Origin of the sequence: Nocardiopsis potens DSM 45234 (genome assembly GCF_000341105.1) — a bacterium.
GTDB classification, from domain to species: Bacteria; Actinomycetota; Actinomycetes; order Streptosporangiales; family Streptosporangiaceae; genus Nocardiopsis_A; species Nocardiopsis_A potens.
In genome coordinates this window covers 69,091-89,465 of the sequence record NZ_ANBB01000055.1, presented here as the reverse complement: position 1 = coordinate 89,465, position 20,375 = coordinate 69,091, and the positions used below count along the sequence as shown (strand labels likewise).

The following is a 20,375-nucleotide window of genomic DNA, read 5'->3' as shown; positions in this document are numbered from 1 at the left end:
AACGTCCGCGTCCCGGGGGATGATCCGGGCATGGAGAACGGCAGCGGGAATCGGATCGACCGCCGGACGCTCAACCGGACGGCGCTGGAGCGGCAGTGGCTGCTGCGGCGCGAACCGCGCTCGGCCCTGGACGCGGTGCGCCGCCTGGTCGCCGTGCAGGCCCAGGAGCCCAACCCGCCCTACGTCGGGCTGTGGACCAGGCTGGCCGCCTTCGAGAAGGACGACCTGGCCCGGCTGCTGCACGGCCGGGCGGTGGTGCGCTCGTCGATCCTGCGCGGCACCCAGCACATGGCCGCCGCGGAGGACTTCCGCTGGATCCGCCCGCTGGTCCAGCCGGTCCTGGAGCGGATCTGGAGGGGCGCGTTCGGCAAGCGCAGCCCGGGCCTCGACCCGGAGGAGGCGGCCAAGATCGCCGCGGAGCTGCTCGCGGGCCGCACCCTGTCCCGCCCCGAACTGGCCCGGCTGCTCGCCGAGCGGTGGCCGGACTGCGACCGCACCGCCCTGGGCCAGCTGGCGCAGCTGATGCTGCCGCTGGTCCACGTACCGCCGAGCGGGCTGTGGGGCCGGAGCGGCCGCACCCCGTTCACCCTGGCCGAGGAGTGGACGGGCGCCCCGATGGAGCCCGGACGCCCGGTGGCCGACCTGATCCGCCGCTACCTGGCGGCGTTCGGCCCGGCCTCGGTCCGCGATTTCCACGCCTGGTCGGGGCTGAGCCGGACGCAGCAGGTGTTCGAGGGCCTCCGCCCGGAGCTGCGCACCTTCACCGACGACGCCGGCCGCGAGCTGTTCGACCTGCCGGACCTCCCGGTGGTCCCCGCGGACGCCGAGGCGCCGGTCCGCCTCCTGCCCGCACTCGACAACCTGCTGGTCGCCTACCACGACCGCACCCGGGTCATGCGGGACGACGTCCGCCGCCGCGTCTGCATCGGCGCCGTCGTCGCCCCGACCGTCCTGGTCGACGGCGAGGTCCGCGCCATGTGGCGGGTGGCCGAGCAGGGCGGCTCGGCCGTCCTCACCATCGAGGAGTTCACCCCCGCCCAGGGCGAGACCCGCGGAGCCGTCATGGAGGAAGGAGCCCGCCTGCTGGGCTTCTGGGCCCCGGAGGCGGAGGACTACGACATCCGCTTCACCCGGGCGGAGTAGCGGGGCGGCCCCGCGCGCGCGCGGGGAGCACTCCCGGACCTCGTCAGGCTCGCCGAGAACCCCCGGACCATCCCCGCCTGCGCGGGGCGCGGGGCTTGTCGGCCTGGAGGTCTTCCGGGCGAGTGGGCCTTTTCCATTCACTTCGCATTCAGGCGCCGGTGAGCGCGCACTCCGATCCGCCCGCCCGATGGCGGCGCCCGCAGCCGAGCCCCGGTCCGCAGCAGGAACGCCTCGCCCCGCGCCGCAGGGCGCCGGTCAGCCGTCCGTCCGCCCGAGTCGCGCCTCCAGGCCGTCGAGGACCCGCTGCAGGCCGTACTCGAAGGAGGCGTCGCGGACCTGCGCCGGGTCCTCCCCCTCGTCGGCGAGGTAGCGGGCGTGCAGCCGCCGGTAGGGGCGGGCCGCCTCCTCGGCGGCGGGGCGCAGGCGGCGGAGCCACTCGTCCTCGCCGATCCCGCTGCGGGCGACCGTGGTCTTCCACGCGGCCTCGCTGCTCGCCGAGCCCAGCACGAAGGCCATCAGGGTGTTGAGCGCGCCGTCGGCGTCGACCGGGTCGAAGCCCCCGGCCTCGAACAGGGCGAGCATCCCCTCGTGCAGCCGCATCACGTTCGGCCCCAGGTAGGCCATTCCGATCTGGCCGATCAGCGGCGCGATCCAGGGGTGCCGCAGCACCACCGAGCGCGCGCTCCGGGCGCACACGGCCGCGGCCCCGCGCCACTCCTCCGGGGTGTCGGCCGGCGGCGCCTCGATCTCGCCGTAGACCTCGTCCACCACCAGTTCGAGCAGCTCGTCGCGGTTGGCCACATGCCGGTAGAGCGAAGTGGCCCCGGCGTTCAGCCTGCCGCCCAGGCGGCGCATGCTCAGCGCGTCGAGCCCCTCCCCGTCCAGCAGCCGGACCGCCTCGGCCACGATCTGCTCCCTGCTCAGCGCGGGCTGCTCGCGCCGCTTCCGCGGCCGGGTCCACGCCGAGGCGATGGGGCGCCCGCCGTCCTCCGCCATGCCCTCTCCTCCCGTTCCGGGCCACCGTAGCGCACACCGTTCGCCATTGCGCACACCCATCCCGATGAGTACAGTGTGCGCAATTCGGCGAACAGTGTGCGCATCGTTTCTCCGGGCCTCGGAAGGCCGGAAGGGCGCCTCGTCCCGGCACCTGTCCGCCCTGCCCCCGGCTCCGAGGAGGAGAAGGACCATGACGCGCCGCGCACCCGATCCCGCCCGCTGGCAGGCCCTGCTGGACGAGCTGCTCGCCGCCCACCGCGTGCCCGGCGCCGCCCTGGCCGTACTGGTCGACGGGGAGGTGCACGAGCTGGCCGGCGGGGTCCTGCACCAGGGCACCGGCGTCGCCGCGACCCCCGACTCGGTCTTCCAGCTCGGCTCGATCGCCAAGGTCTACACCGCCTCCCTGGTCATGCGGCTGGCCGACTCCGGGGCCCTCGACCTGGACGCGCCGGTGCGCGACGTCCTGCCGGACTTCGCCGTGGCCGACCCGGGCGCCTCCGCGTCGGTGACCCCCCGGCAGCTGCTCTCGCACACCTCCGGCATCAGCGGGGACTTCACCCTGGACACCGGGCGCGGCGACGACTGCCTCGCCCGCTACGTCGAGGCGTGCCGGGACGTCCCCCTGGACTGCCCGCCGGGGACGGCGGCCTCCTACAGCAGCACCGGGTACAACGTCCTGGGCCGGATCGTCGAGGTGCTGACCGGCCGGGTCTGGGACCGGGCGCTGAAGGAGCTGCTGCTCGACCCGCTCGGCCTGGAGCAGACCATGACGCTGCCCGAGGAGGTGCTGAGGTTCCGCGCGGCCATGAGCCACCTGGGCGGACCGGGCGGCCGGCCCGAGCCGGCGCCGGAGTGGAACGCCATGCCGCGCTCCTCCGGCCCCTACGGCGGGGTCTGCGCCACCGCCGGCGACGTGGTCCGGCTCGCCCGGATGCACCTGGACGGCGGCACCGCCCCGGACGGCACCCGGGTGCTCTCCCCCGGAAGCACGGCGGAGATGCGCCGCCGCGCGGTGCGCGTCCCGGACAGGTGGACGGTGGGCGCGGACGGCTGGGGGCTGGGCTGGACCCTGTACGACTGGGACGGCGTCCCCGGCTTCGGCCACGACGGCGCCACCCTCGGGCAGTACTCCTACCTGCGCGCCGTCCCGGAGGCGGGCGTCGCCGCCGCCCTGCTGACCAACGGCGGGGCGGCGCGGCGGCTCTCCGCCGGCCTCTTCCGCGAGCTCCTCGCCGAACTCGCCGGGGTGCGGACGCCGGAGCCCTTCGGCCCGCCGGCGCGGCCTCCCGCGATCGACCCCGCCCCGTTCGTCGGCGCCTACCTGCGCGAAGGCGTCACCACCAGGGTGGCCGAGCACCCCGGCGGGCTGCGCCTGGTGTACGAGCTCACCGGCGGCATGGCGGCCTTCTCCGCCCCGATCGAGGTGGAGCTGGTGCCGGTCGCCCGGCAGACCGCCCCGGGCCCGGACGGGGCACCGGTAACCGAAACGGTCTTCGCCGCCTCCGGTGCGGGCACCGCGTTCAACGAGGACTGGATGCCGGTGGTCTTCTCCACTCTTCCGGACGGCACCCCGTACGTCTCCATCGGCATGCGGACGGCACCGAAGGAGGCCCCGGCCATGCCCTGAGCGGCGGGGCCGGGTGGCGGGTCTAGGCGGCGGGCGGGTCCTGGGCGGCCAGCTCTTCGACCAGTTCCGCGCAGCGCAGGCGGGCCGGGGAGAGGTCGTAGGGCATCTTGCCGACGGCTTCGTACGCGCTCATGGAGCCGGCCTCCCGCCTGCCGGAGCCGACCCCGGCGTCCCCGGTCTCCCCGGTGGCGGCAGGGTGCAAGGCGTCCCAGGCGTCGAAGAGGGCATCGTCGTCCTCGTCCAGGCCGGACTCCTCGATGGCGGCCTGCAGGGCGCTCTCGAAGGCGTGCCGCTCGGCGGCCACCCGGGCCACCCTCGGATCATCGACGGCGACGCCGTCGTCGAGCGCCTCCTCGGCCGCATCGATGCGGTCGGACTCCTCCCGCAGAGCGGGGTGCGCGGCCAGGACGATGAGGCGGGTGGCCTGGAGGGCCGCGCCGAGCGGACCGAAGATCCGCTCGGTGACCAGCAGGCCGTCCAGGTCCGCCTGGCGCAGGGCCCCCTCGGGCAGGCCCTTGAGGCGTTCGGTGACGAAGTCGGAGAGCAGGCCCATCCGGCTGCCCTCGGTGCGCATCCGCCGCACGGCGGCCCGCTGCCGCCGCAACTCCGCCTCCTGCTCGGCGAGGGTCTCCTCCAGCCGCTCCAGGACGCCCGCGACCTCGTCCCCGCCGTCCGCACCGGCGGAAGCCGCGCCGGCGGCGAAGGCGTCCCGGATGTCGTCCAGGGCGACCCCGGCCTCGGCCGTCCTGCGGATCCACAGCAGGCGGATCATGTCCTCGTACCCGTAGCGGCGGCGGTCACCGCCGCCCCGCTCGGGCTCGGGGAGCAGGCCGATCTCGTGGTAGTGGCGGATCGCCCGCGGCGTGGTGCCGGCGAAGGCCGCCGCATCACCGATCCCGACCCGGCGGGGCGGCATGAAGGACGAGAGCATGAGCGGGGACCTTTCCTCAAGGAACCGGGGCACGGGTCCACTGGACCACATGCCGCCACGGAAGGTGCAAGCCCATCCGCACCGCCCCGCGCCGAACCGAAGACGGATCGACGGGGTTCCCGGTCACATGTCGCCGACGGCGGTCAGATCGATGTCGACCGGGAAGGGGAGGCCGAGCTTCAGCCGCTCATGGTGGATACCGGTGAGCCCGTACGCCTCCGTGGCCTCGTCCAACTCGTAGACGTAGACGACGGGCCGCCCTTCCTTCAGCTCCACCCGCCAGAAGTGCTCGATCCCGGCCTTCGCGTAAAGCTGCGGCTTGCGCTCCCGGTCGCGGCGCTCCGACTCCGGTGAGACGACCTCGATCGCCAGCACGACCGCCTCGGCCGGGTACGCGGTTCCGCTCCCCTCGACCCCGGGAGCATGCCGCACCACGATCGCATCCGGTTCGGGCCGCTGTCGCTCGTCGAGCACCACCGAGATCTCCCGGCGAACCCGGTGGCCCTCAGGGGCCTCTGCCCGAAGACCGGCCACCAGAAGGTCGATCACCAGCGAGTGCAGGATGCTCTGCGGGCTCACGAGAATGAGACTCCCGTCGATGAGCTCAGTGTGCGGGGGCAGCCCGGGGAGCCTATCGAGATCGTCGGCTCGGAATCCTTGAGACGGCGGAAGCAGCCATTCGGGAATCGACTGAGCGCGCATCTGCCCTCCCGCTCTTCCCATGGGGAATGCTCTGAATCTACCGGCAGGATGCCCCTGGACACCGAGGCCATCCCGCTTCGGCTGGAGTGACCTAATAGTTGATCGGAACCCTATCAACTGTCAGCGGCATCTCCTCGTTCGAACAAGGCGGGAACTCACCTATCCAGGTTTTCCGAGCACAGCCCCATTTTCGAACACTTTACTCAAGGACCTCCGCTCCGCCCTCGCTTCCTCTCCCGTGAACGGTCACTCGCTCCGCGAGCGTGAGGGCGGTTCCTCCTTCAGGGTGTCCACGCCCCAGCTGGCGAGGAGGCGGAGGGCCTCGGCCGAGGGGGAGCCCGGTTCGGCGTGGTAGGTGAACAGGGACTGGGCCGAGTCGTCCGGGAGGTGGAAGGTCTCGAAGGCGAGCGTCAGGTCGCCCACCACCGGGTGGTGGAAGCGCTTGGTGCCGTGCCCCTTCTCCCGGACGTTGTGCGCGGCCCAGAGCAGGCGGAAATCGTCGCTCTTCACCGACAGCTCCCCGACCAGCGCGGACAGCTTCGGGTCGTCCGGGTAGCAGCCCGCGTCCATCCGCAGGTGGCTGACGATGTCGGCCGCCTTCGATTCCCAGTCCACGAACAGCTCCCGGTAGTCCGGGCGGAGGAAGATCAGCCGCGCCCAGTTCCGCTCCTGGGCGGGCAGCTCGCCCCAGTCGCCGAAGAGCGCCGCCGCCATCCTGTTCCAGGCGAGGATGTCCGACCGGCGCCCCGCCACGTAGGCCGGGACGCCCTCCATCGTGTCCAGCAGCTGCCGCAGCGCGCCCCGCACCCGCTGCGTCCGCGCCTCCGCCTTCTTCTTGTGCCGCTTCGGTTTGGCGAGGTGGGTGAGGTGCGCGTGCTCGGCCTCGGTCAGCCGCAGCGCCCTGGCGATCGAGTCCAGCACGTCCGCCGAGACGTTGCGCCCGTTGCCCTGCTCCAGGCGGGTGTAGTAGGCCGCGGACACCCCGGCGAGCTGCGCCAGCTCCTCCCGGCGCAGCCCCGGCACCCTCCGGTAGCGGCCGTAGTCCGGCAGTCCGACGTCCTCCGGCTTCAGCCGCGCCCTGCGGGTGCGCAGGAACTCGCTGAGCTCGGACCTGCGGTCGATCTGCCCCTCTTCCGCCCCGGACTCCGAACCGGGGCCGGCCGGCCCGCTCCCCTCGCCCGATCGTTCTTCCATGCCGTCCAGTATTCCCCGTGTCAGCTGCGGGAACGTGATCCTGTCAGTGGTAGGAACAGCGGTCGTAGGCAGAACCGAGGCCTGGGAGAACCCGGAGCGCCGCGGCACGCTCGGTACCGTGCCCGGTTCAGAGGGAGACCGGGCGCGGACCGATTTCTAGGAGCACTCACCGATGACCACCATCGCCGCTTACGCCGCGCCCGCGGCCAAGGCCCCGCTCGAGCGCACCACCGTCGAGCGCCGCCCGGTCGGCGAGTTCGACGTCCTGATCGACATCAAGTACGCGGGCATCTGCCACTCCGACATCCACCAGGCCCGGGAGGGGTGGGGCGAGGCGATCTTCCCCATGGTCCCCGGGCACGAGATCGCCGGCGTGGTCGCCGAGGTCGGCCCCGGCGTCACCCGGTACGCGGTCGGCGACCGGGTCGGCGTCGGCTGCTTCGTCGACTCGTGCCGCGAGTGCGAGTACTGCCTCAAGGGCGAGGAGCAGTACTGCGCGAAGGGCGCCACCAACACCTACAACGACCGGGACGGGAACGGGGAGCCCACCTACGGCGGGTACTCCCGCGCCGTCGTGGTCGACGAGAACTACGTCCTCCGGATCCCGGACGAGCTGCCGCTGGACGTGGCCGCGCCGCTGCTGTGCGCGGGCATCACCACCTACTCGCCGCTGAAGCGCTGGAAGGCCGGGCCCGGCAAGAGCGTCGCCGTGGTGGGCATGGGCGGCCTCGGGCACATGGGCGTCAAGATCGCGCACGCGCTGGGCGCCGAGGTGACCGTGCTCAGCCAGTCGCTCCGCAAGGAGGAGGACGGGCTCCGGCTGGGCGCCGCGCACTACCACGCCACCGGCGACCCGGCGACCTTCGAGAAGCTGGCCGGCTCGTTCGACCTGATCCTGTCCACGGTGTCCGCGCCGCTGAACCTGGACGCCTACCTGTCCCTGCTCAAGCCGGACGGCGCCCTGGTGAACGTGGGCGCCCCGGAGGAGCCGGTGTCGATCAACCTGTTCTCGGTCATCGGCGGCCGCAAGACGCTCGCCGGGTCGATGATCGGCGGCATCGCCGAGACCCAGGAGATGCTGGACTTCTGCGCCGAGCACGGCTTCGGCGCCGAGATCGAGCTGATCCGGGCGGACGAGATCAACACGGCCTACGAGCGCGTGCTCGCCAGCGACGTCCGGTACCGGTTCGTCATCGACGCGTCGAGCATCTGAGCCGAGGGGCGCTCCCCGCGCCTCCGCGGGGGCGCCCTCCTCCGCCGCCCGGCCGCGATCCCGGCTCGGGACCGCCCCCGCGCACGCGGGAGGCGCTCCCGAGCCGGCGGGCCGCGGCGATCACCGAGGGGACCGCCCCTGCGCACCCGGGAGGCGTCCCGGCCGGCCCGGGGTCCTTCCCCGGTTCACGGCGGCTCTCGGCCGCTTCCGCCCCCCCCCCCGCCGGGCCGGCCGGCGTCCGGGTCAGGGCCTCCGGCCGAAGAAGGCCAGCAGGCGGTCCTGCTCCGAGGCGTCGTCCGGGACCGGGACCGCCGGGCCGCAGACGCCCTCCATCCGGATGGCGTCGCCCCACTCGTGGGAAGCGGTCCACAGCCTGTGGACATCGTCGGCGGGAAGGGCCTCGTCCTGGCCGGTGGCCCGGGCGATGTCCCAGGCGTGGACGAGCAGGTCCGCGCCGAGGAACTCGTCGACGGTCCTCTCGATGCTGGTGCGGCCGAAGTACCCGTCGTACTCCCTGCCCGCCCGCTCCGGGTCGTCCAGCAGGTCCTGCATCGCGGCGACCGCCTCGGCCCAGGCCTTCCCCGGGTCGTCCGCGGCGGTGCGCGGGAGGTCCAGCCCCACCCCCGCGTAGCCGGGCATGTTGCGGTGGTTGTCCAACATGTGGTCGAGCACGTCGCGGGCGGTCCACCCGTCGCAGGGCGACGGGGCGTCCCAGCCGTCCTCGGGGACGGCCTCCACCCGGCGGGTGAACTCGGCGGCGCGGACACGGTATCGGTCGGAGATCTCGCTCATGGGCCCAGTCTCCGCTCCCGGTGCGGCCCGGGGCTTGGACGGATCGGACGTCCTCGCCCCGGGCTCCGGCCGCCGGATCCCGGATCAGCGGTCGGCGGCCTCGGAGCGGTCCGCCCTTCCGGCCCCTCCGCTCCCGGCGGCCCCGTCGGACCCCGGGGACGCGGGCCGGCGGGCCCTCGCCAGCAGGACGAACACCACCGCCGCGGTGACCAGCACCAGCCCGGCCGCGGTCCACGAGACGATCACCCACGCCGCGGTCAGGTGGTCGGCGAGCGCCGCGCCGTCCGGGCCGGACAGGTCGCCGGCGGTGGCCCGCGCCCCCGCGTCCGCCGAGCCCGCGCGGGCCGCGACGATGCCGCTGAGCGCCGCCCCGAAGACCGCGATGACCAGGGCCTCCGCCCCGCCGCGGATGGTGTTCAGGAACCCCGCGGCCATGCCCACCCGGTGCGGGTCGACGGTGCTCATCGCCTGCCCGTCGGTGATGCCGAAGGACAGCCCCATGCCGACGCCGATCAGCAGCAGCGGCGCGGCCAGCCCCAGTGGGGCGATCCCCGGGTGGAGCAGGGCGAGCCCCGCGTTTCCCGCCGCCACCAGCAGCAGCGCCGCGGTGATCAGGCCGCGGGGCGGGACGCCCCTGGCCACGAGCGAGCCGCCGAGCGGGGGCACGACCAGCACCGGGGCGGTGAGCAGGAGCATGGTCAGGCCGGCCGCCTGCGCCGAGGCCCCCTGCACGCCCTGCAGGTAGGTGGGCAGGAAGACCAGGACGCCGAGGAAGCCGACCGAGGTGATCAGCGTCGCCAGGCACCACGCCGAGAACCGGCCGTCGCGGACCAGGCCCAGGTCCAGCACCGGCTGCGGCACGGCCCGCTCGATCAGCACGAACACCACCAGGAGCAGCAGCCCGGCGGCGAGCGCGCCGGCCACCGGGAGCGCCGTCCAGCCCAGCTCCGGCCCCTCGATGACCGCGTACATCACCAGTGCCAGGCCGGCGACGAAGGCGGCCGACCCCGCCCAGTCCACCCTGGGCTTCGCCGACGCCCGCGACTCCGCCATGAACACCGCCGCGACCAGCACCAGCACGCCCACCGCGACGTAGCAGAGGAAGGAGGCGCGCCAGCCCAGCGCGCCCACCAGCAGCCCGGCCAGGGTCGGGCCGACGGCGATGCCGACCCCCGCCATGGTGCCCATCGCGGCGAACGCCCGGGTGCGCGCCGGCCCGTCGAAGGCGGTGGCGAGCAGCGCCCCGCCGCCCGCCATCACCGCGGCGCCGCCGACCCCGGTGGCCAGCCGCGCCGCGTCCAGCAGCAGGATGCCGCCGGCCAGCGCGCTCACCAGGTTCCCGGCCGCGAACACCGCGGCGCCGGCGGCGAACAGCAGCCGGCGGCCGAACAGGTCCGCCAGTGAACCGCAGACCAGGGTGAACGCGGCGAACGTCAGGTTGTAGCCGGCCACCACCCAGTGCAGCGCCGCTCCCGAGGCGCCCAGTTCCGCGCCGATGCCCGGGACCGCCACCGCCGTCCCGGCGATCGACATCGCCACCACCAGCACCCCGAGCATGACGCCGAGCAGCGTCATCACCGCACCGACCCGCCCGCGGGGGCGTCCGCGTTCCGCCGTCATCCGGTTCTCCTCCGTCGTCGCCTCCCCGAATCCTCAAACCCCAACCATTGTTGAGGTCAAGGGGATGCGACGCGGGTCACACCCGGGCGGAGGGCGGGAGCGGAGGCCGCGCGGCGGACCGGCGGGCGGTCAGGCCCCGTCCTCGGCGGCGTCGCTGGCGAGCAGCGCGATCTGCACCCGGTTGTTCAGGTCCAGCTTGGTGAGGATCCGGGAGACGTGCGTCTTCACCGTCGGCAGGCTCATGTAGAGGCCGGCGGCGATCTCCGCGTTGGAGGCGCCGCGGCCGATCGCCGCGGCGACCTCGCGCTCCCGGTCGCTGAGCGCGGCGAGGCGCTCCCGGGCGCGCCGGCGGCGGGCGGCGGTCTCGTCGACCGGGCCGGTGACGTGCGCGATTAGCCGGCGGGTGACCGCCGGGGAGAGCACCGGCTCCCCGGCGCGCAGCCGGCGCAGTGCGGCGACGATGTCCTCCGGGCGGGTGTCCTTCAGCAGGAACCCGGCGGCGCCGGCGCGCAGCGCGCGCAGCACGTGCTCGTCGGTGTCGAACGTGGTCAGGATGATGACCTCGGGCCCGTCCGGCAGGGCGCGCAGCGCCTCGGTCGCCTCCAGCCCGTCGGTGCCGGGCATCCGGATGTCCATCAGCACCACGTCCGGGCGGGTCCGCCCCACCAGGTCCATGACCTCGGAGCCGTCGCCGGCCTCGCCGACCACCTCCACGTCCGGCGCCCCGCCGAGCATCAGCACCAGCCCGGACCGGACCAGGGCGTCGTCGTCGACGAGCAGCACGCGGACGGGGGGCCGGGACTGGGTGTCGGTCATGGGGCCAGCGTAACTACACCGCAGAGAGGGCGATCCGATCACCGCAGAGCTTCTTCATGTCGTCGACGTCCGACGTCAGCATGACGACAGGGCGCCTCTGCCGCAGAGCGGCCTCGGCGACGGCGGCGTCGATCGCGTACTTATGACCGTGCAGCCCGGCCGACATCAGCAGCGCCGAGGCCGCTTTGGCCTCGTCTTCGCCCACCGGGAGGACGCGAAGCCCGGACAGCACCCACCGCAACCGCGCCTTATCGGTGTTCGCGTGTACGGCTTCGATGATGGTCAGCGAGCAGACGACCGTTTCCACACCCCGCCGACGGGCCGCTTCGACCACGGCACGCACCTTTTCGTCGCCACTCAGCAGCTTCGAGAAGCCTTCACCGTCCAGTATCAGAGTCCCTTCCCGACTCAGCTTGCGGCGGGCCACCGCCCCTCCCCACCGAATGCCTCGTCGAAGATCTCCTCTGCCTGCTTCCGTGCCTGGTCGGAAACCGGGCCGTAGCGACACTCCTGATCGGCCAGGTACTCATCGAGGATTCGGCCGCGCAGCTCGCGTTCGACCGCCTCCGCAACGAAGGCGGAGAACTCTCGCTTTCCGATGCGTTCACGAATCGCTTCAGCGGTTCCTTCGGGCAGCGACAAGCTGACCCGAGTCGCCGGCCCTTCACCGATCCCATAACTCTCTGCGACCATGAATCAACTTTATCAAAGAAGTAGGAATCGAACGGGGGTCTTCGCCCGTCAGGACGGCCAGGGCAGCCGGGCCCGCACCCGGAAGCCGCCGTCCGGGGTGGGGCCGTGCTCCAGTTCGCCGCCGACCAGGGCGGCGCGCTCGGCCAGGCCGATCAGGCCCTGGCCGGAGCCGGCCGGGAGCCGCGGGGCGGCCTCGGCGGCGGGGCCGGAGGAGACCTCCACGGTCAGCCCCTCCTCCCGGCCGCCCTCCAGCACCACCCGGACCTCGGCGCCCGGGGCGTGCTTGCGGGCGTTGGTCAGCGCCTCCTGGACGATCCGGTAGGCGCTGCGGGCCAGCGTGCCCGGGGCCCGCTCCGCGTCCGCGCCGCCGACCCGGTCGTCCAGCCGGACCCGCATGCCCGCGTCCGCGGACTCCGCCACCAGCTCCTCGACCCCGGCCAGGGTCGGCTGCGGGCGGTCGGCGCCGGCGCCCTCGTCCTCCTCCCCGGAGCGGAGCATTCCGATCACCTCGCGCAGGTCCTGCAGGGCCTGGTGGGCGCTCTCCCGGATCACCCCGGCGGCCCGCGCCACCTCCTCCCGGGAGGCGTCGGTGCGGTAGGCCAGCGCGCCGGCGTGCACGCTGAGCAGGGACAGCCGGTGCCCCAGGGCGTCGTGCATCTCCCGGGTGATGCGCTCCCGCTCGGCCCGCCGGGCCTGCTCGGCGAGGAGCCGGGCCTCCCGCTCGGCCAGCCGGACCTGCTCGGCCCGGAGCTCCGCCTCCCGCTCCGCGCGCACCGCCCGCTCGCGGAGCGAGCCGATCAGCCGCCGCCGCGCGCCGACCAGCATCCCCCAGCCGATCACCGAGAAGGCGACGACCGCGGTGAACACCGCGCCGAACAGCAGGTTGCCCCAGAGCGGGAGGGTCAGGTCGCGCCAGATCAGCGTGTTGGCCGCGCCGCAGGCGACCGCGAGCAGGCCGAGCAGGAGCGCGGTGCGCGGCGGCCGGCGCGCGGCGGCGCCGTACAGCGCCACCAGCATCGCCCCGGCGGCCGCGCCGGAGACCGCGGAGAGCAGCACCGTGGCCAGGGCCACCGGCACCGGCCGGCCGCGGCGCGCCCACACCAGCAGGCAGCCGGCGGCCCAGCCGTAGAAGTCGGCGGTCACCGCCCAGCCGGGCACGGCCATCGGGGCGTCGTCGAGCTCGTAGGCCAGCACCACCAGCCCGGCCCAGACCACCGCGAACAGGAACGCCGTCACGTCCAGTGCCCACTCCCGCGCGGTCCTGCGCCGCGCGCGCCGCTTCGGCTCCATCGGCGCCCCTTCCCCGCTCCGGCCCTGCGCGTCGGATCCAGCCCGCGGAGGGGAGGCGTCGCCGCCCGCCACCGCCCTCGCATTCTCCTGGACGCTCCCGCGTTCTCGGCGGTTTCCGGGGCGGCGCGGATCACACGCGTTCGGCCCGGAGCGCGCTCCGGCGCACCCGCCCCCGGGACGGCCGGCCCGTCCGGCGGGGGCCGCTCGACGCGACCGACCGAACCGTTTCCGCCTTACATCTACCGATATAAGACTCGAAACAGACTTTCCTCTCACACGCCGCTGAACACTCGAACTATTTATTTCAGAAAATCGGAATCGGTCTCCCCAAGGGCGGGGATTCTCCCCGGGGAGAACCGTGCGCACCACGGAACCCGGATTTCCCCGACCGGATCGGATTCGGACTTCTTACATCGTGTCCGCAACCCCACCCCTGCAAGATCACCACTGTTCACAGCACCCCTCTCGCGCCGCAGCCGAGCGATCCGCCATGTCCGAATGGCGCCGCCCCGCCGCACTTCCGGGTTTTTCCACAACCCCTGTTTCCGATCGGCCGCATGCCGCCGGAAACGCGGTGATACAACGGGGGACGACCGAGCGCGCTTCCCGCCCGGGAAGCGGAAAGGCGGATTCTCCACCGACCCCCGACGGCGCCCCGCGCCCCGGCCGCCCCCGCTCGGGCGAACCCCCGAATCAACGACCCTCTTTTTCCTGAGCACGCAGAAACGGCGGTGCACTGTGACCGAGCAGCTCGAATCCGAGAGCGGCGCGCAGAGCGGCGGTGCCGAGCAGTCCCGACTCAGCCTGGGGACGGCGGCCGCACGCAACCTGGCGACGACCACCAAGACCCCGCCGCAGATGCAGGAGATCTCCTCGCGGTGGCTGCTGCGCCTGCTGCCCTGGGTGCGCACCGCCGGCGGCGCCTACCGGGTGAACCGCCGGCTCAGCTGCGTGGTGGGCGACGGCCGGGTCTCCTTCACCAACACCGGCGCCGACATCTCGGTCGTCCCGCAGGAGCTGCGCGAACTGCCGCTGCTCCGCGGCTTCGAGGACGACGCCCCGCTCGCCGCGCTGGCCGACCGCTTCGAGCAGCGGGAGTACGCGGCGGGCGAGCCCATCGTGCAGGCGGGCGACGCGGCCGAGCACGTCCACCTGATCGCGCACGGCAAGGCCAACGAGATCGGCACCGGCGAGTTCGGCGACCCCGTCGTGCTGGAGACCCTGGTCGGCGGCGACCACTTCGGCGACCTCTCCCTCGTCGACGAGGACGACCGGTGGGAGATCACCGTCAAGGCGGTCACCGCGACCACCGTGCTCTCGCTGCACCGGTCGGACTTCCAGCAGGTCGCGGAGAACTCCCCGGCGCTGCGCGAGCACGTGTCGGCGTTCCTCGCCGGCCGGGACACCCCGAGCAACGAGCACGGCGAGGCCGCGATCGGCATGTCCTCCGGGCACACCGGCGAGCCCGACCTGCCCGGCACATTCGTCGACTACGAGCTCTCCCCGCGCGAGTACGAGCTGAGCGTCGCGCAGACCGTGCTGCGCGTGCACACCCGGGTCGCCGACCTCTACAACGAGCCGATGAGCCAGGTCGGCGAGCAGCTCCGGCTGACCATCGAGGCGCTGCGCGAGCGCCAGGAGCACGAGATGGTCAACAACCGCGAGATCGGGCTGCTGCACAACGCGGACATGTCCCAGCGCATCCCCACCCGCACCGGGCCGCCCACCCCCGACGACATGGACGAGCTGCTCAGCCTGGTGTGGAAGGAGCCCACGTTCTTCCTCGCCCACCCGCGCGCCATCGCCGCGTTCGGCCGGGAGTGCTCCGAGCGCGGCATCTACCCGCAGAGCGTGGAGTACGCCGGGAACCACGTCCCGGCCTGGCGCGGGGTGCCGATCTTCCCGTGCAACAAGATCCCGGTCTCCTCCACCCGCACCTCCTCCATCATGCTGATGCGCGCCGGCGAGGAGAACCAGGGCGTGGTCGGCCTGAACCAGACCGGCCTGCCGGACGAGTACGAGCCCGGGGTGTCCGTGCGCTTCATGGGCATCAGCGAGAAGGCGATCATCTCCTACCTGGTCAGCACCTACTACTCGGCCGCGGTGCTGGTGCCGGACGCGCTGGGGATCCTGGAGCACGTGGAGATCGGCCGAGAGGGCTCCTGAGCCGCGATGCACCCCTACGAGATCCCGGCGTTCTACACGCCCCACCCCGCGCGGCTGAACCCGCACGTGGAGGCCGCGCGGGCCCACTCCAGAGCCTGGACGGAGGAGATGGGCATCCTCGACGACACCGGCCCGGACGGCTCCCCCGTCTGGACCCGGGCGAAGTACGAGGCGCACGACTTCCCGCTGCTGGCCGCCTACACCCACCCGGACTGCTCCGAGGAGGTCATGGGGCTGGTCGCGGACTGGTACGTGTGGGTGTTCTACTTCGACGACCACTTCCTGGAGATGTTCAAGCGCGGCCGGGACCGCGAAGCCGCCCAGGCCTACCTGACCGGCCTGCGCGCCTTCATGCCGCTCGACCCGGAGGCGGAGGTCCCGGAGACCTCCGCCCCGGTCGAGCGGGCCCTGGCCGACCTGTGGCGGCGCACCGCCCCGGCGATGTCGGTCGACTGGCGCGAGCGGTTCCTCGGCTACACCCGCAACCTGACCGACGAGTCCCTGCGCGAGCTGGTCTCCATCGCCTCGGGCGAGGTCGCCAACCCCATCGACTACCTGCAGATGCGCCGCCGGGCCGGGGGCGCCGAGTGGTCCGCCGGGCTGGTCGAGGCGGCCCTGGGCGCGGAGCTGCCGGCCCGCGTCGCCCGCACCCGCCCGCTGCGGGTGATCACCGACTCCTTCGCCGACGCCGCCGGCATGCACAACGACGTCTACTCCTACCAGCGCGAGGTGGAGGAGGAGGGCGAGCTGGACAACGGCGTCCTGGTGATGGACACCTTCTTCGGCTGCGGGCCGCAGCGCGCCGCGGAGATCATGCGCGACGTGGTCGGCTCCCGGATGCGGCAGATCGAGAACACCGCCGCCACCGAGCTCCCGGAGCTCTTCGCCGAGCACGGCCTGGACGCCGAGGAGTGCGGCCGGGTGCTGCGCTACGTGAAGGGCCTGCAGGAGTGGTTCTCCGGCACCGACGAGTGGCACCTGCGGTCCGGCCGCTACCCGGGTGCGGCGGCGGCCGGCGCCCCCGGGGGCCCGCCGGGCGCCGAGGGCCTGGGCACGGCCGCGGCGCGCGCCGCGGCGACGCTCTCCCTGGGGGCGCGCGCACTCGCCGCCGCGCACGCCCCGGTGCCGCGCACCCCGGCCGAACCGGTCCGGGTCCCGGCGTTCACCATGCCCTACCCGCACCGGGTCAGCCCGCACCTGGAGGCGGTCCGGGCGCGCTCCCGGGACTGGGCACGCCGGACCGGCCTGCTGGACGGCCCGGTCTGGGACGGGGCGGCCTTCGACGCCGCCGACCACCCGCGGTTCGCGGCGCTCACCCACCCCTGGGCCGACCGCGACACCCTGGAGCTGGTCGCCGGCTGGCACCTGTGGAGCTCCTACCTGGACGACCTGTTCGCCCAGGAGTTCAAGGTGCCCCGGAACGTCCCGGGGGCCCGCGCCTACCTGGAGGCGCTCCGGGCGTTCATGCCGCCGGACCCGGCCACCGCCCCGGTACCGGCCGACCCGGCCCAGCTAGCCCTCGCCGACCTGTGGCGGCGGACCGCGCCGGTGCTGCCGGAGGCGGCCCGGCGGGAGTTCCCCGGCCTCGTCCGGGAGTTCACCGAGTCCTGGCTGTGGGAGCTCGGCAACGACGTCCAGCACCGCGTCCCGGACCCGATCGACTACATCGAGATGCGCCGCCGCACCGGCGGCACCGCGCTCTCCCTGGCGCTGGCCCGGCTGGCGCTCTCCGGCCCGGAGGGCGAACCGCTCCCCGAGGAGTTCCTCGCCTCCGACCAGGTCCGCTCGCTCACCGAGTCGTGGTCCGACATCGGGCCGCTCCGCAACGACATCGCCTCGTTCCGCAAGGAGATGGAGGAGGAGGCCGAGGTCAACAACGGGGTGCTGGTGGCGCAGCGGTTCTTCGGGATCACCGCGCAGCAGGCCGCCGACGTCCTGGCGGACGCGGCCGACGCCCGGCTCCGCGAGTTCGACCGGGCCTCCCGGCACGACGTCCCGGCGCTCTGCGCGGAGCTCGGCCTGGACGGGTCCGCCCGGTCCCTGGTCGACCGCTACATCGAGGCGCTGCGGCTGTGGCTCGCCGGGCACCGGGAGTGGACGCTGACCACCGGCCGCTACCGGGCCGGCGCAGCCGGGCCGCGCCACCCCGCCCTCAACCGCCTGCTGGGCGGACCGCGCGGCCTGGGCACCTCGGCCGCCCGGCCGCCCGGCCGGCGAGACCTCGACCCCCGACCGAACGGACGGTGCGCATCATGACCCTCACCCCGGAGACGGACGCCGCCGACGGCGGAGCGGCCCCGCGGCAGAGCCTCGACACCCGGGCCGCACGGCAGCTGTCCACCACCACAAAGACGCCCCCGCAGACCCGGGAGACCTCGCCGCGCTGGCTGCTGCGGATGCTGCCCTGGGTGGAGGTGCCCGGCGGCGCCTACCGGGTGAACCGGCGGCTCACCCACCAGGTGGGCGACGGCCGCGTCCCCGTGGTCGGCGAGCGCACCGACCCCCGGCCGCTCCCGGCCGGCCTGCGCGAGCTGACCGTGCTGCGCGGGCTGGACGAGGGGGCGGACGGCGGCATGGCGGCGCTGTGCGCGGTCGCCGACGCCTTCACCGCCGCGCGGTACCACCCCGGCGACGTGATCGCCGAGGCCGGCCGCCCCGCCGACCGGGTGCTGCTGATCGCGCACGGCCGGGTCCGGCGGACCCGCTCCGGCGAGCACGGCGACCCGGTGCTGCTGGGCACCATGACCGCGGGGGAGGTGGCCGGCTCCACCGTGCTCGGCGCCGACGGCTCCGGGACCGGAGGCGCCTGGCCGGAGACGCTGCGCGCCGCCACCCCGTGCACCGTGCTGGAGCTGACCCGCGACGCCTTCCAGCGGCTGCGGGACCGCTCTCCGCTGCTGGACCGGCGGGTGCGCGCCGCCACCGGGGCCCCGCCCCCGGACGGCAACAAGCACGGCGAGGCCTCGATCGCCATGGCCTCCGGGCACACCGGCGAGCCCGTCGTCCCGGGGACCTTCGTCGACTACGACCCGGCGCCGCGGGAGTACGCGCTCGGCATCGCGCAGACCGTGCTGCGCGTGCACACCCGGGTCGCCGACCTCTACAGCGAGCCGATGGACCAGCAGGAGCAGCAGATCCGGCTGACCGTCGAGGCGCTGCGCGAGCGCCAGGAGCACGACCTGGTCAACGACCCCGGTTTCGGGCTGCTGCACAGCGCCGACGCCAAGCAGCGCATCCCGGCCCGCAGCGGCCCGCCCACCCCGGACGACCTGGACGACCTGCTCTGCCGGCGGCGCCGGTCGGACTTCTTCCTCGCGCACCCGGCGGCGATCGCCGCGTTCGGCAGGGAGTGCACCCGGCGCGGGGTGCTGCCGGAGACCGCCCTGGTCGCCGGGCGCACCGTCACCGCCTGGCGCGGGGTTCCCCTGCTGCCCTGCGACAAGATCCCGGTCAGCCGGACCCGGACCACGTCGGTGCTGGTGATGCGGACCGGCGAAGAGCACTCCGGGGTGGTCGGGCTGCACCGCACCGGGCTGCCCGACGAGTACGAGCCGGGCGTGTCCGTGCGGCGGATGGACATCGGCGGCCAGGCCGTCCGGCGGTTCCTCGTCACCGCCTACCACTCGGCCGCCGTGCTGGTCCCCGACGCCCTCGGCGTCCTGGAAGGGGTCGAGCTCGGCCGCTGACCGCCCGCGCCCGACGGCCGACCCCAGCGCCACCGACCCGACCGCCGAACGAACGGGAGGCCCCGTGACCGCCATCGACTCCGCCACCGAGCCGGCCGCCGGCCCGGCCGGCGCCGCCCGCACCACCACCGAGATCCTGACCGGCGCCCGCGACCTGGTCGCCCCCGCGCTGCGCGAGGCCGCGGACGGCCTGCCCGAGCCGATGCGCCGCATCGCCGGGTACCACTTCGGCTGGTGCGACGCCGAGGGGCGCCCCGCCTCCGAGGACGGCGGGAAGGCACTCCGCCCCGCCCTGGTGCTGCTGGCCGCGGAGGCGGTCGGCGGCACCGCCCGCGCGGCGCTGCCCGCCGCCGTCGCGGTGGAGCTGGTGCACAACTTCTCCCTGCTCCACGACGACGTGATGGACGGCGACACCACCAGGCGGCACCGGCCCACCGCGTGGAGCGTGTTCGGCCCCAGTCCGGCGGTGCTCGCCGGGGACGCCCTGCTCACCCTCGCCTTCGAGGTGCTGGCCGGCGACGGCCGCCCGCGCGCCGCGGAGGCCGGGCGGATGCTGGGCGCGGCGGTGCAGGCGCTGGTCGGCGGGCAGGCCGCCGACCTGTCCTTCGAGCGCCGCAGCGACGTCGACCTGGCCGAGTGCACCGCCATGGCCTGCGGGAAGACCGGGGCCCTGCTGGGCTGCTGCACCGCGCTGGGCGCGCTGCTCGGCGGCGCCGAGCCGGACCGGGTGGACGCGCTCCGCGACTTCGGCGCGGATCTGGGGCTGGCCTTCCAGATCACCGACGACCTGCTCGGCATCTGGGGCGACCCGGCGGCCACCGGGAAGCCGGTCCACTCCGACCTGCGCAGCCGGAAGAAGTCGCTGCCGGTGGTCGCCGCCCTGACCTCGGGGACCGACGCCGGCGAGCGGCTGGGCGCGCTGATGGCCGGGGAGGAGCCGATGACCGGCGAGTCGGCGGCGCACGCGGCGGAGCTGGTGGAGGCCGCCGGGGGCAGGGCCTGGTGCGATGAGCGCGCGGCGGAGCTGCTGGAGCGCGCCGCGGCATCGCTGGACGCCGCCGCCCTGCACGGGGCGCCCCGCGAGGAACTGGCGGCCCTGGCCCGCCTCGCCGCACACCGCGATGGCTAGGGGTCCCCGGCCCGGCCCGGACGCCCGGGCCGGTTCCGGAACCGGCCGGCCCGGCACCGGCACTCTGCGGCGGCCCAGCCCCGCCCCCGCGCACAAGGCTCCGGGGCGGGACGGGGACCAGGGCCCCGCGCGGGGCGGGCGCGGACGGGCCGCCCCGCCGACGGCCGGAAGCCCGTCCCACCGGCCTCCGCGGCCGGAAGGGTCAACGCCGGCGCCGCTCGCCCGCCGCAGTCCGCAGGACGGCCGGAACCCCGCGCAGGGCGGACACGGACGGGCCATCCCACCGGCCCCGTGGCCGGGAGGGTCACCGCCGGCGCCGCTCACCCCCAGAGCAGCCCGCAGGACGGCCGGAGCCACCGCACGGAGCACGCCGGACG

Annotated in this window: 17 protein-coding genes; 7 read left to right on the top strand and 10 right to left on the bottom strand. The window is 74.5% G+C overall.

The annotated features are described in order from the left end of the window. Positions 1–30: 30 nt before the first annotated feature. The gene (locus D459_RS0122560; protein WP_017595280.1) at positions 31–1,143 is read left to right on the top strand and encodes a winged helix DNA-binding domain-containing protein; all 1,113 of its coding nucleotides are present in this window, start codon (positions 31–33) and stop codon (positions 1,141–1,143) included. A gap of 255 nt (positions 1,144–1,398) precedes the next feature. Here D459_RS0122560 and D459_RS0122555 read toward each other — a convergent pair whose 3' ends face one another. Continuing rightward, positions 1,399–2,139 (bottom strand): TetR/AcrR family transcriptional regulator, encoded by a 741-nt coding sequence (locus D459_RS0122555; protein ID WP_017595279.1) that lies wholly within the window; start codon positions 2,137–2,139, stop codon positions 1,399–1,401. Positions 2,140–2,329: 190 nt separating this feature from the next. Between D459_RS0122555 and D459_RS0122550 the strand changes: the two genes are divergently transcribed. Further along, on the top strand, positions 2,330–3,766 hold the full coding sequence (locus tag D459_RS0122550) for a serine hydrolase domain-containing protein (RefSeq protein WP_017595278.1): 1,437 nt from the start codon (positions 2,330–2,332) through the stop codon (positions 3,764–3,766). Positions 3,767–3,788: 22 nt separating this feature from the next. Here D459_RS0122550 and D459_RS0122545 read toward each other — a convergent pair whose 3' ends face one another. From D459_RS0122545 to D459_RS32415, 3 genes are all read right to left on the bottom strand, one after another. Then, positions 3,789–4,697, bottom strand: a complete 909-nt coding sequence (locus tag D459_RS0122545; RefSeq protein ID WP_017595277.1) for a MerR family transcriptional regulator — start codon at positions 4,695–4,697, stop codon at positions 3,789–3,791. Positions 4,698–4,820: 123 nt separating this feature from the next. Further along, entirely contained in the window at positions 4,821–5,399 is a 579-nt protein-coding gene (locus D459_RS0122540; RefSeq protein ID WP_017595276.1) for a Uma2 family endonuclease, read from the bottom strand. Between the two features lie 246 nt (positions 5,400–5,645). Further along, complete coding sequence (locus tag D459_RS32415; RefSeq protein WP_017595275.1) at positions 5,646–6,593, bottom strand: helix-turn-helix domain-containing protein; 948 nt, start codon at positions 6,591–6,593, stop codon at positions 5,646–5,648. A gap of 172 nt (positions 6,594–6,765) precedes the next feature. On the opposite strand from D459_RS32415, the gene D459_RS0122530 reads away from it, so the two are divergent. Beyond that, the gene (locus D459_RS0122530) at positions 6,766–7,806 is read left to right on the top strand and encodes an NAD(P)-dependent alcohol dehydrogenase (protein ID WP_017595274.1); all 1,041 of its coding nucleotides are present in this window, start codon (positions 6,766–6,768) and stop codon (positions 7,804–7,806) included. A 243-nt stretch (positions 7,807–8,049) separates the two neighbouring features. Here D459_RS0122530 and D459_RS0122525 read toward each other — a convergent pair whose 3' ends face one another. The 6 genes from D459_RS0122525 to D459_RS0122500 form a co-directional block, all read right to left on the bottom strand. Continuing rightward, positions 8,050–8,598, bottom strand: coding sequence for a TIGR03086 family metal-binding protein (locus D459_RS0122525; RefSeq protein ID WP_017595273.1), 549 nt, complete (start codon positions 8,596–8,598; stop codon positions 8,050–8,052). Between the two features lie 84 nt (positions 8,599–8,682). Next, positions 8,683–10,218 carry an MFS transporter gene (locus tag D459_RS0122520; RefSeq protein ID WP_017595272.1) on the bottom strand — a complete coding sequence of 512 codons (1,536 nt, stop codon included), beginning with the start codon at positions 10,216–10,218 and terminating at the stop codon, positions 8,683–8,685. Positions 10,219–10,347: 129 nt separating this feature from the next. Then, on the bottom strand, positions 10,348–11,034 hold the full coding sequence (locus tag D459_RS0122515) for a response regulator (RefSeq protein ID WP_017595271.1): 687 nt from the start codon (positions 11,032–11,034) through the stop codon (positions 10,348–10,350). A gap of 13 nt (positions 11,035–11,047) precedes the next feature. Continuing rightward, positions 11,048–11,461 (bottom strand): hypothetical protein, encoded by a 414-nt coding sequence (locus D459_RS0122510; protein ID WP_017595270.1) that lies wholly within the window; start codon positions 11,459–11,461, stop codon positions 11,048–11,050. Next, positions 11,443–11,727, bottom strand: a complete 285-nt coding sequence (locus D459_RS0122505) for a hypothetical protein (RefSeq protein WP_017595269.1) — start codon at positions 11,725–11,727, stop codon at positions 11,443–11,445. The genes D459_RS0122510 and D459_RS0122505 overlap by 19 nt, the downstream gene beginning before the upstream one ends. A 48-nt stretch (positions 11,728–11,775) precedes the next feature. Then, complete coding sequence (locus tag D459_RS0122500) at positions 11,776–13,017, bottom strand: sensor histidine kinase (RefSeq protein WP_017595268.1); 1,242 nt, start codon at positions 13,015–13,017, stop codon at positions 11,776–11,778. Positions 13,018–13,755: 738 nt separating this feature from the next. Between D459_RS0122500 and D459_RS0122495 the strand changes: the two genes are divergently transcribed. The 4 genes from D459_RS0122495 to D459_RS0122480 all read left to right on the top strand — a co-directional run bounded on the left by D459_RS0122495 (position 13,756) and on the right by D459_RS0122480 (position 19,998). Beyond that, positions 13,756–15,183 (top strand): family 2B encapsulin nanocompartment shell protein, encoded by a 1,428-nt coding sequence (locus D459_RS0122495; protein ID WP_017595267.1) that lies wholly within the window; start codon positions 13,756–13,758, stop codon positions 15,181–15,183. A 6-nt stretch (positions 15,184–15,189) separates the two neighbouring features. Then, a complete protein-coding gene (locus tag D459_RS37405) occupies positions 15,190–17,439 on the top strand; it encodes a terpene synthase family protein (protein ID WP_017595266.1) in 2,250 nt (749 codons plus the stop codon). After that, the gene (locus D459_RS0122485) at positions 17,436–18,869 is read left to right on the top strand and encodes a family 2B encapsulin nanocompartment shell protein (RefSeq protein ID WP_017595265.1); all 1,434 of its coding nucleotides are present in this window, start codon (positions 17,436–17,438) and stop codon (positions 18,867–18,869) included. The genes D459_RS37405 and D459_RS0122485 overlap by 4 nt, the downstream gene beginning before the upstream one ends. A gap of 64 nt (positions 18,870–18,933) precedes the next feature. Next, the gene (locus tag D459_RS0122480) at positions 18,934–19,998 is read left to right on the top strand and encodes a family 2 encapsulin nanocompartment cargo protein polyprenyl transferase (protein WP_017595264.1); all 1,065 of its coding nucleotides are present in this window, start codon (positions 18,934–18,936) and stop codon (positions 19,996–19,998) included. Positions 19,999–20,375 lie beyond the last annotated feature (377 nt).

Bases quoted from the DNA above. Each gene is read 5' to 3' on its own strand.
- D459_RS0122560 (WP_017595280.1), top strand. From the start codon at position 31: ATGGAGAACGGCAGCGGGAATCGGATCGACCGCCGGACGCTCAACCGG.
- D459_RS0122555 (WP_017595279.1), bottom strand. From the start codon at position 2,139: ATGGCGGAGGACGGCGGGCGCCCCATCGCCTCGGCGTGGACCCGGCCG.
- D459_RS0122550 (WP_017595278.1), top strand. From the start codon at position 2,330: ATGACGCGCCGCGCACCCGATCCCGCCCGCTGGCAGGCCCTGCTGGAC.
- D459_RS0122545 (WP_017595277.1), bottom strand. From the start codon at position 4,697: ATGCTCTCGTCCTTCATGCCGCCCCGCCGGGTCGGGATCGGTGATGCG.
- D459_RS0122540 (WP_017595276.1), bottom strand. From the start codon at position 5,399: ATGCGCGCTCAGTCGATTCCCGAATGGCTGCTTCCGCCGTCTCAAGGA.
- D459_RS32415 (WP_017595275.1), bottom strand. From the start codon at position 6,593: ATGGAAGAACGATCGGGCGAGGGGAGCGGGCCGGCCGGCCCCGGTTCG.
- D459_RS0122530 (WP_017595274.1), top strand. From the start codon at position 6,766: ATGACCACCATCGCCGCTTACGCCGCGCCCGCGGCCAAGGCCCCGCTC.
- D459_RS0122525 (WP_017595273.1), bottom strand. From the start codon at position 8,598: ATGAGCGAGATCTCCGACCGATACCGTGTCCGCGCCGCCGAGTTCACC.
- D459_RS0122520 (WP_017595272.1), bottom strand. From the start codon at position 10,218: ATGACGGCGGAACGCGGACGCCCCCGCGGGCGGGTCGGTGCGGTGATG.
- D459_RS0122515 (WP_017595271.1), bottom strand. From the start codon at position 11,034: ATGACCGACACCCAGTCCCGGCCCCCCGTCCGCGTGCTGCTCGTCGAC.
- D459_RS0122505 (WP_017595269.1), bottom strand. From the start codon at position 11,727: ATGGTCGCAGAGAGTTATGGGATCGGTGAAGGGCCGGCGACTCGGGTC.
- D459_RS0122500 (WP_017595268.1), bottom strand. From the start codon at position 13,017: ATGGAGCCGAAGCGGCGCGCGCGGCGCAGGACCGCGCGGGAGTGGGCA.
- D459_RS37405 (WP_017595266.1), top strand. From the start codon at position 15,190: ATGCACCCCTACGAGATCCCGGCGTTCTACACGCCCCACCCCGCGCGG.
- D459_RS0122485 (WP_017595265.1), top strand. From the start codon at position 17,436: ATGACCCTCACCCCGGAGACGGACGCCGCCGACGGCGGAGCGGCCCCG.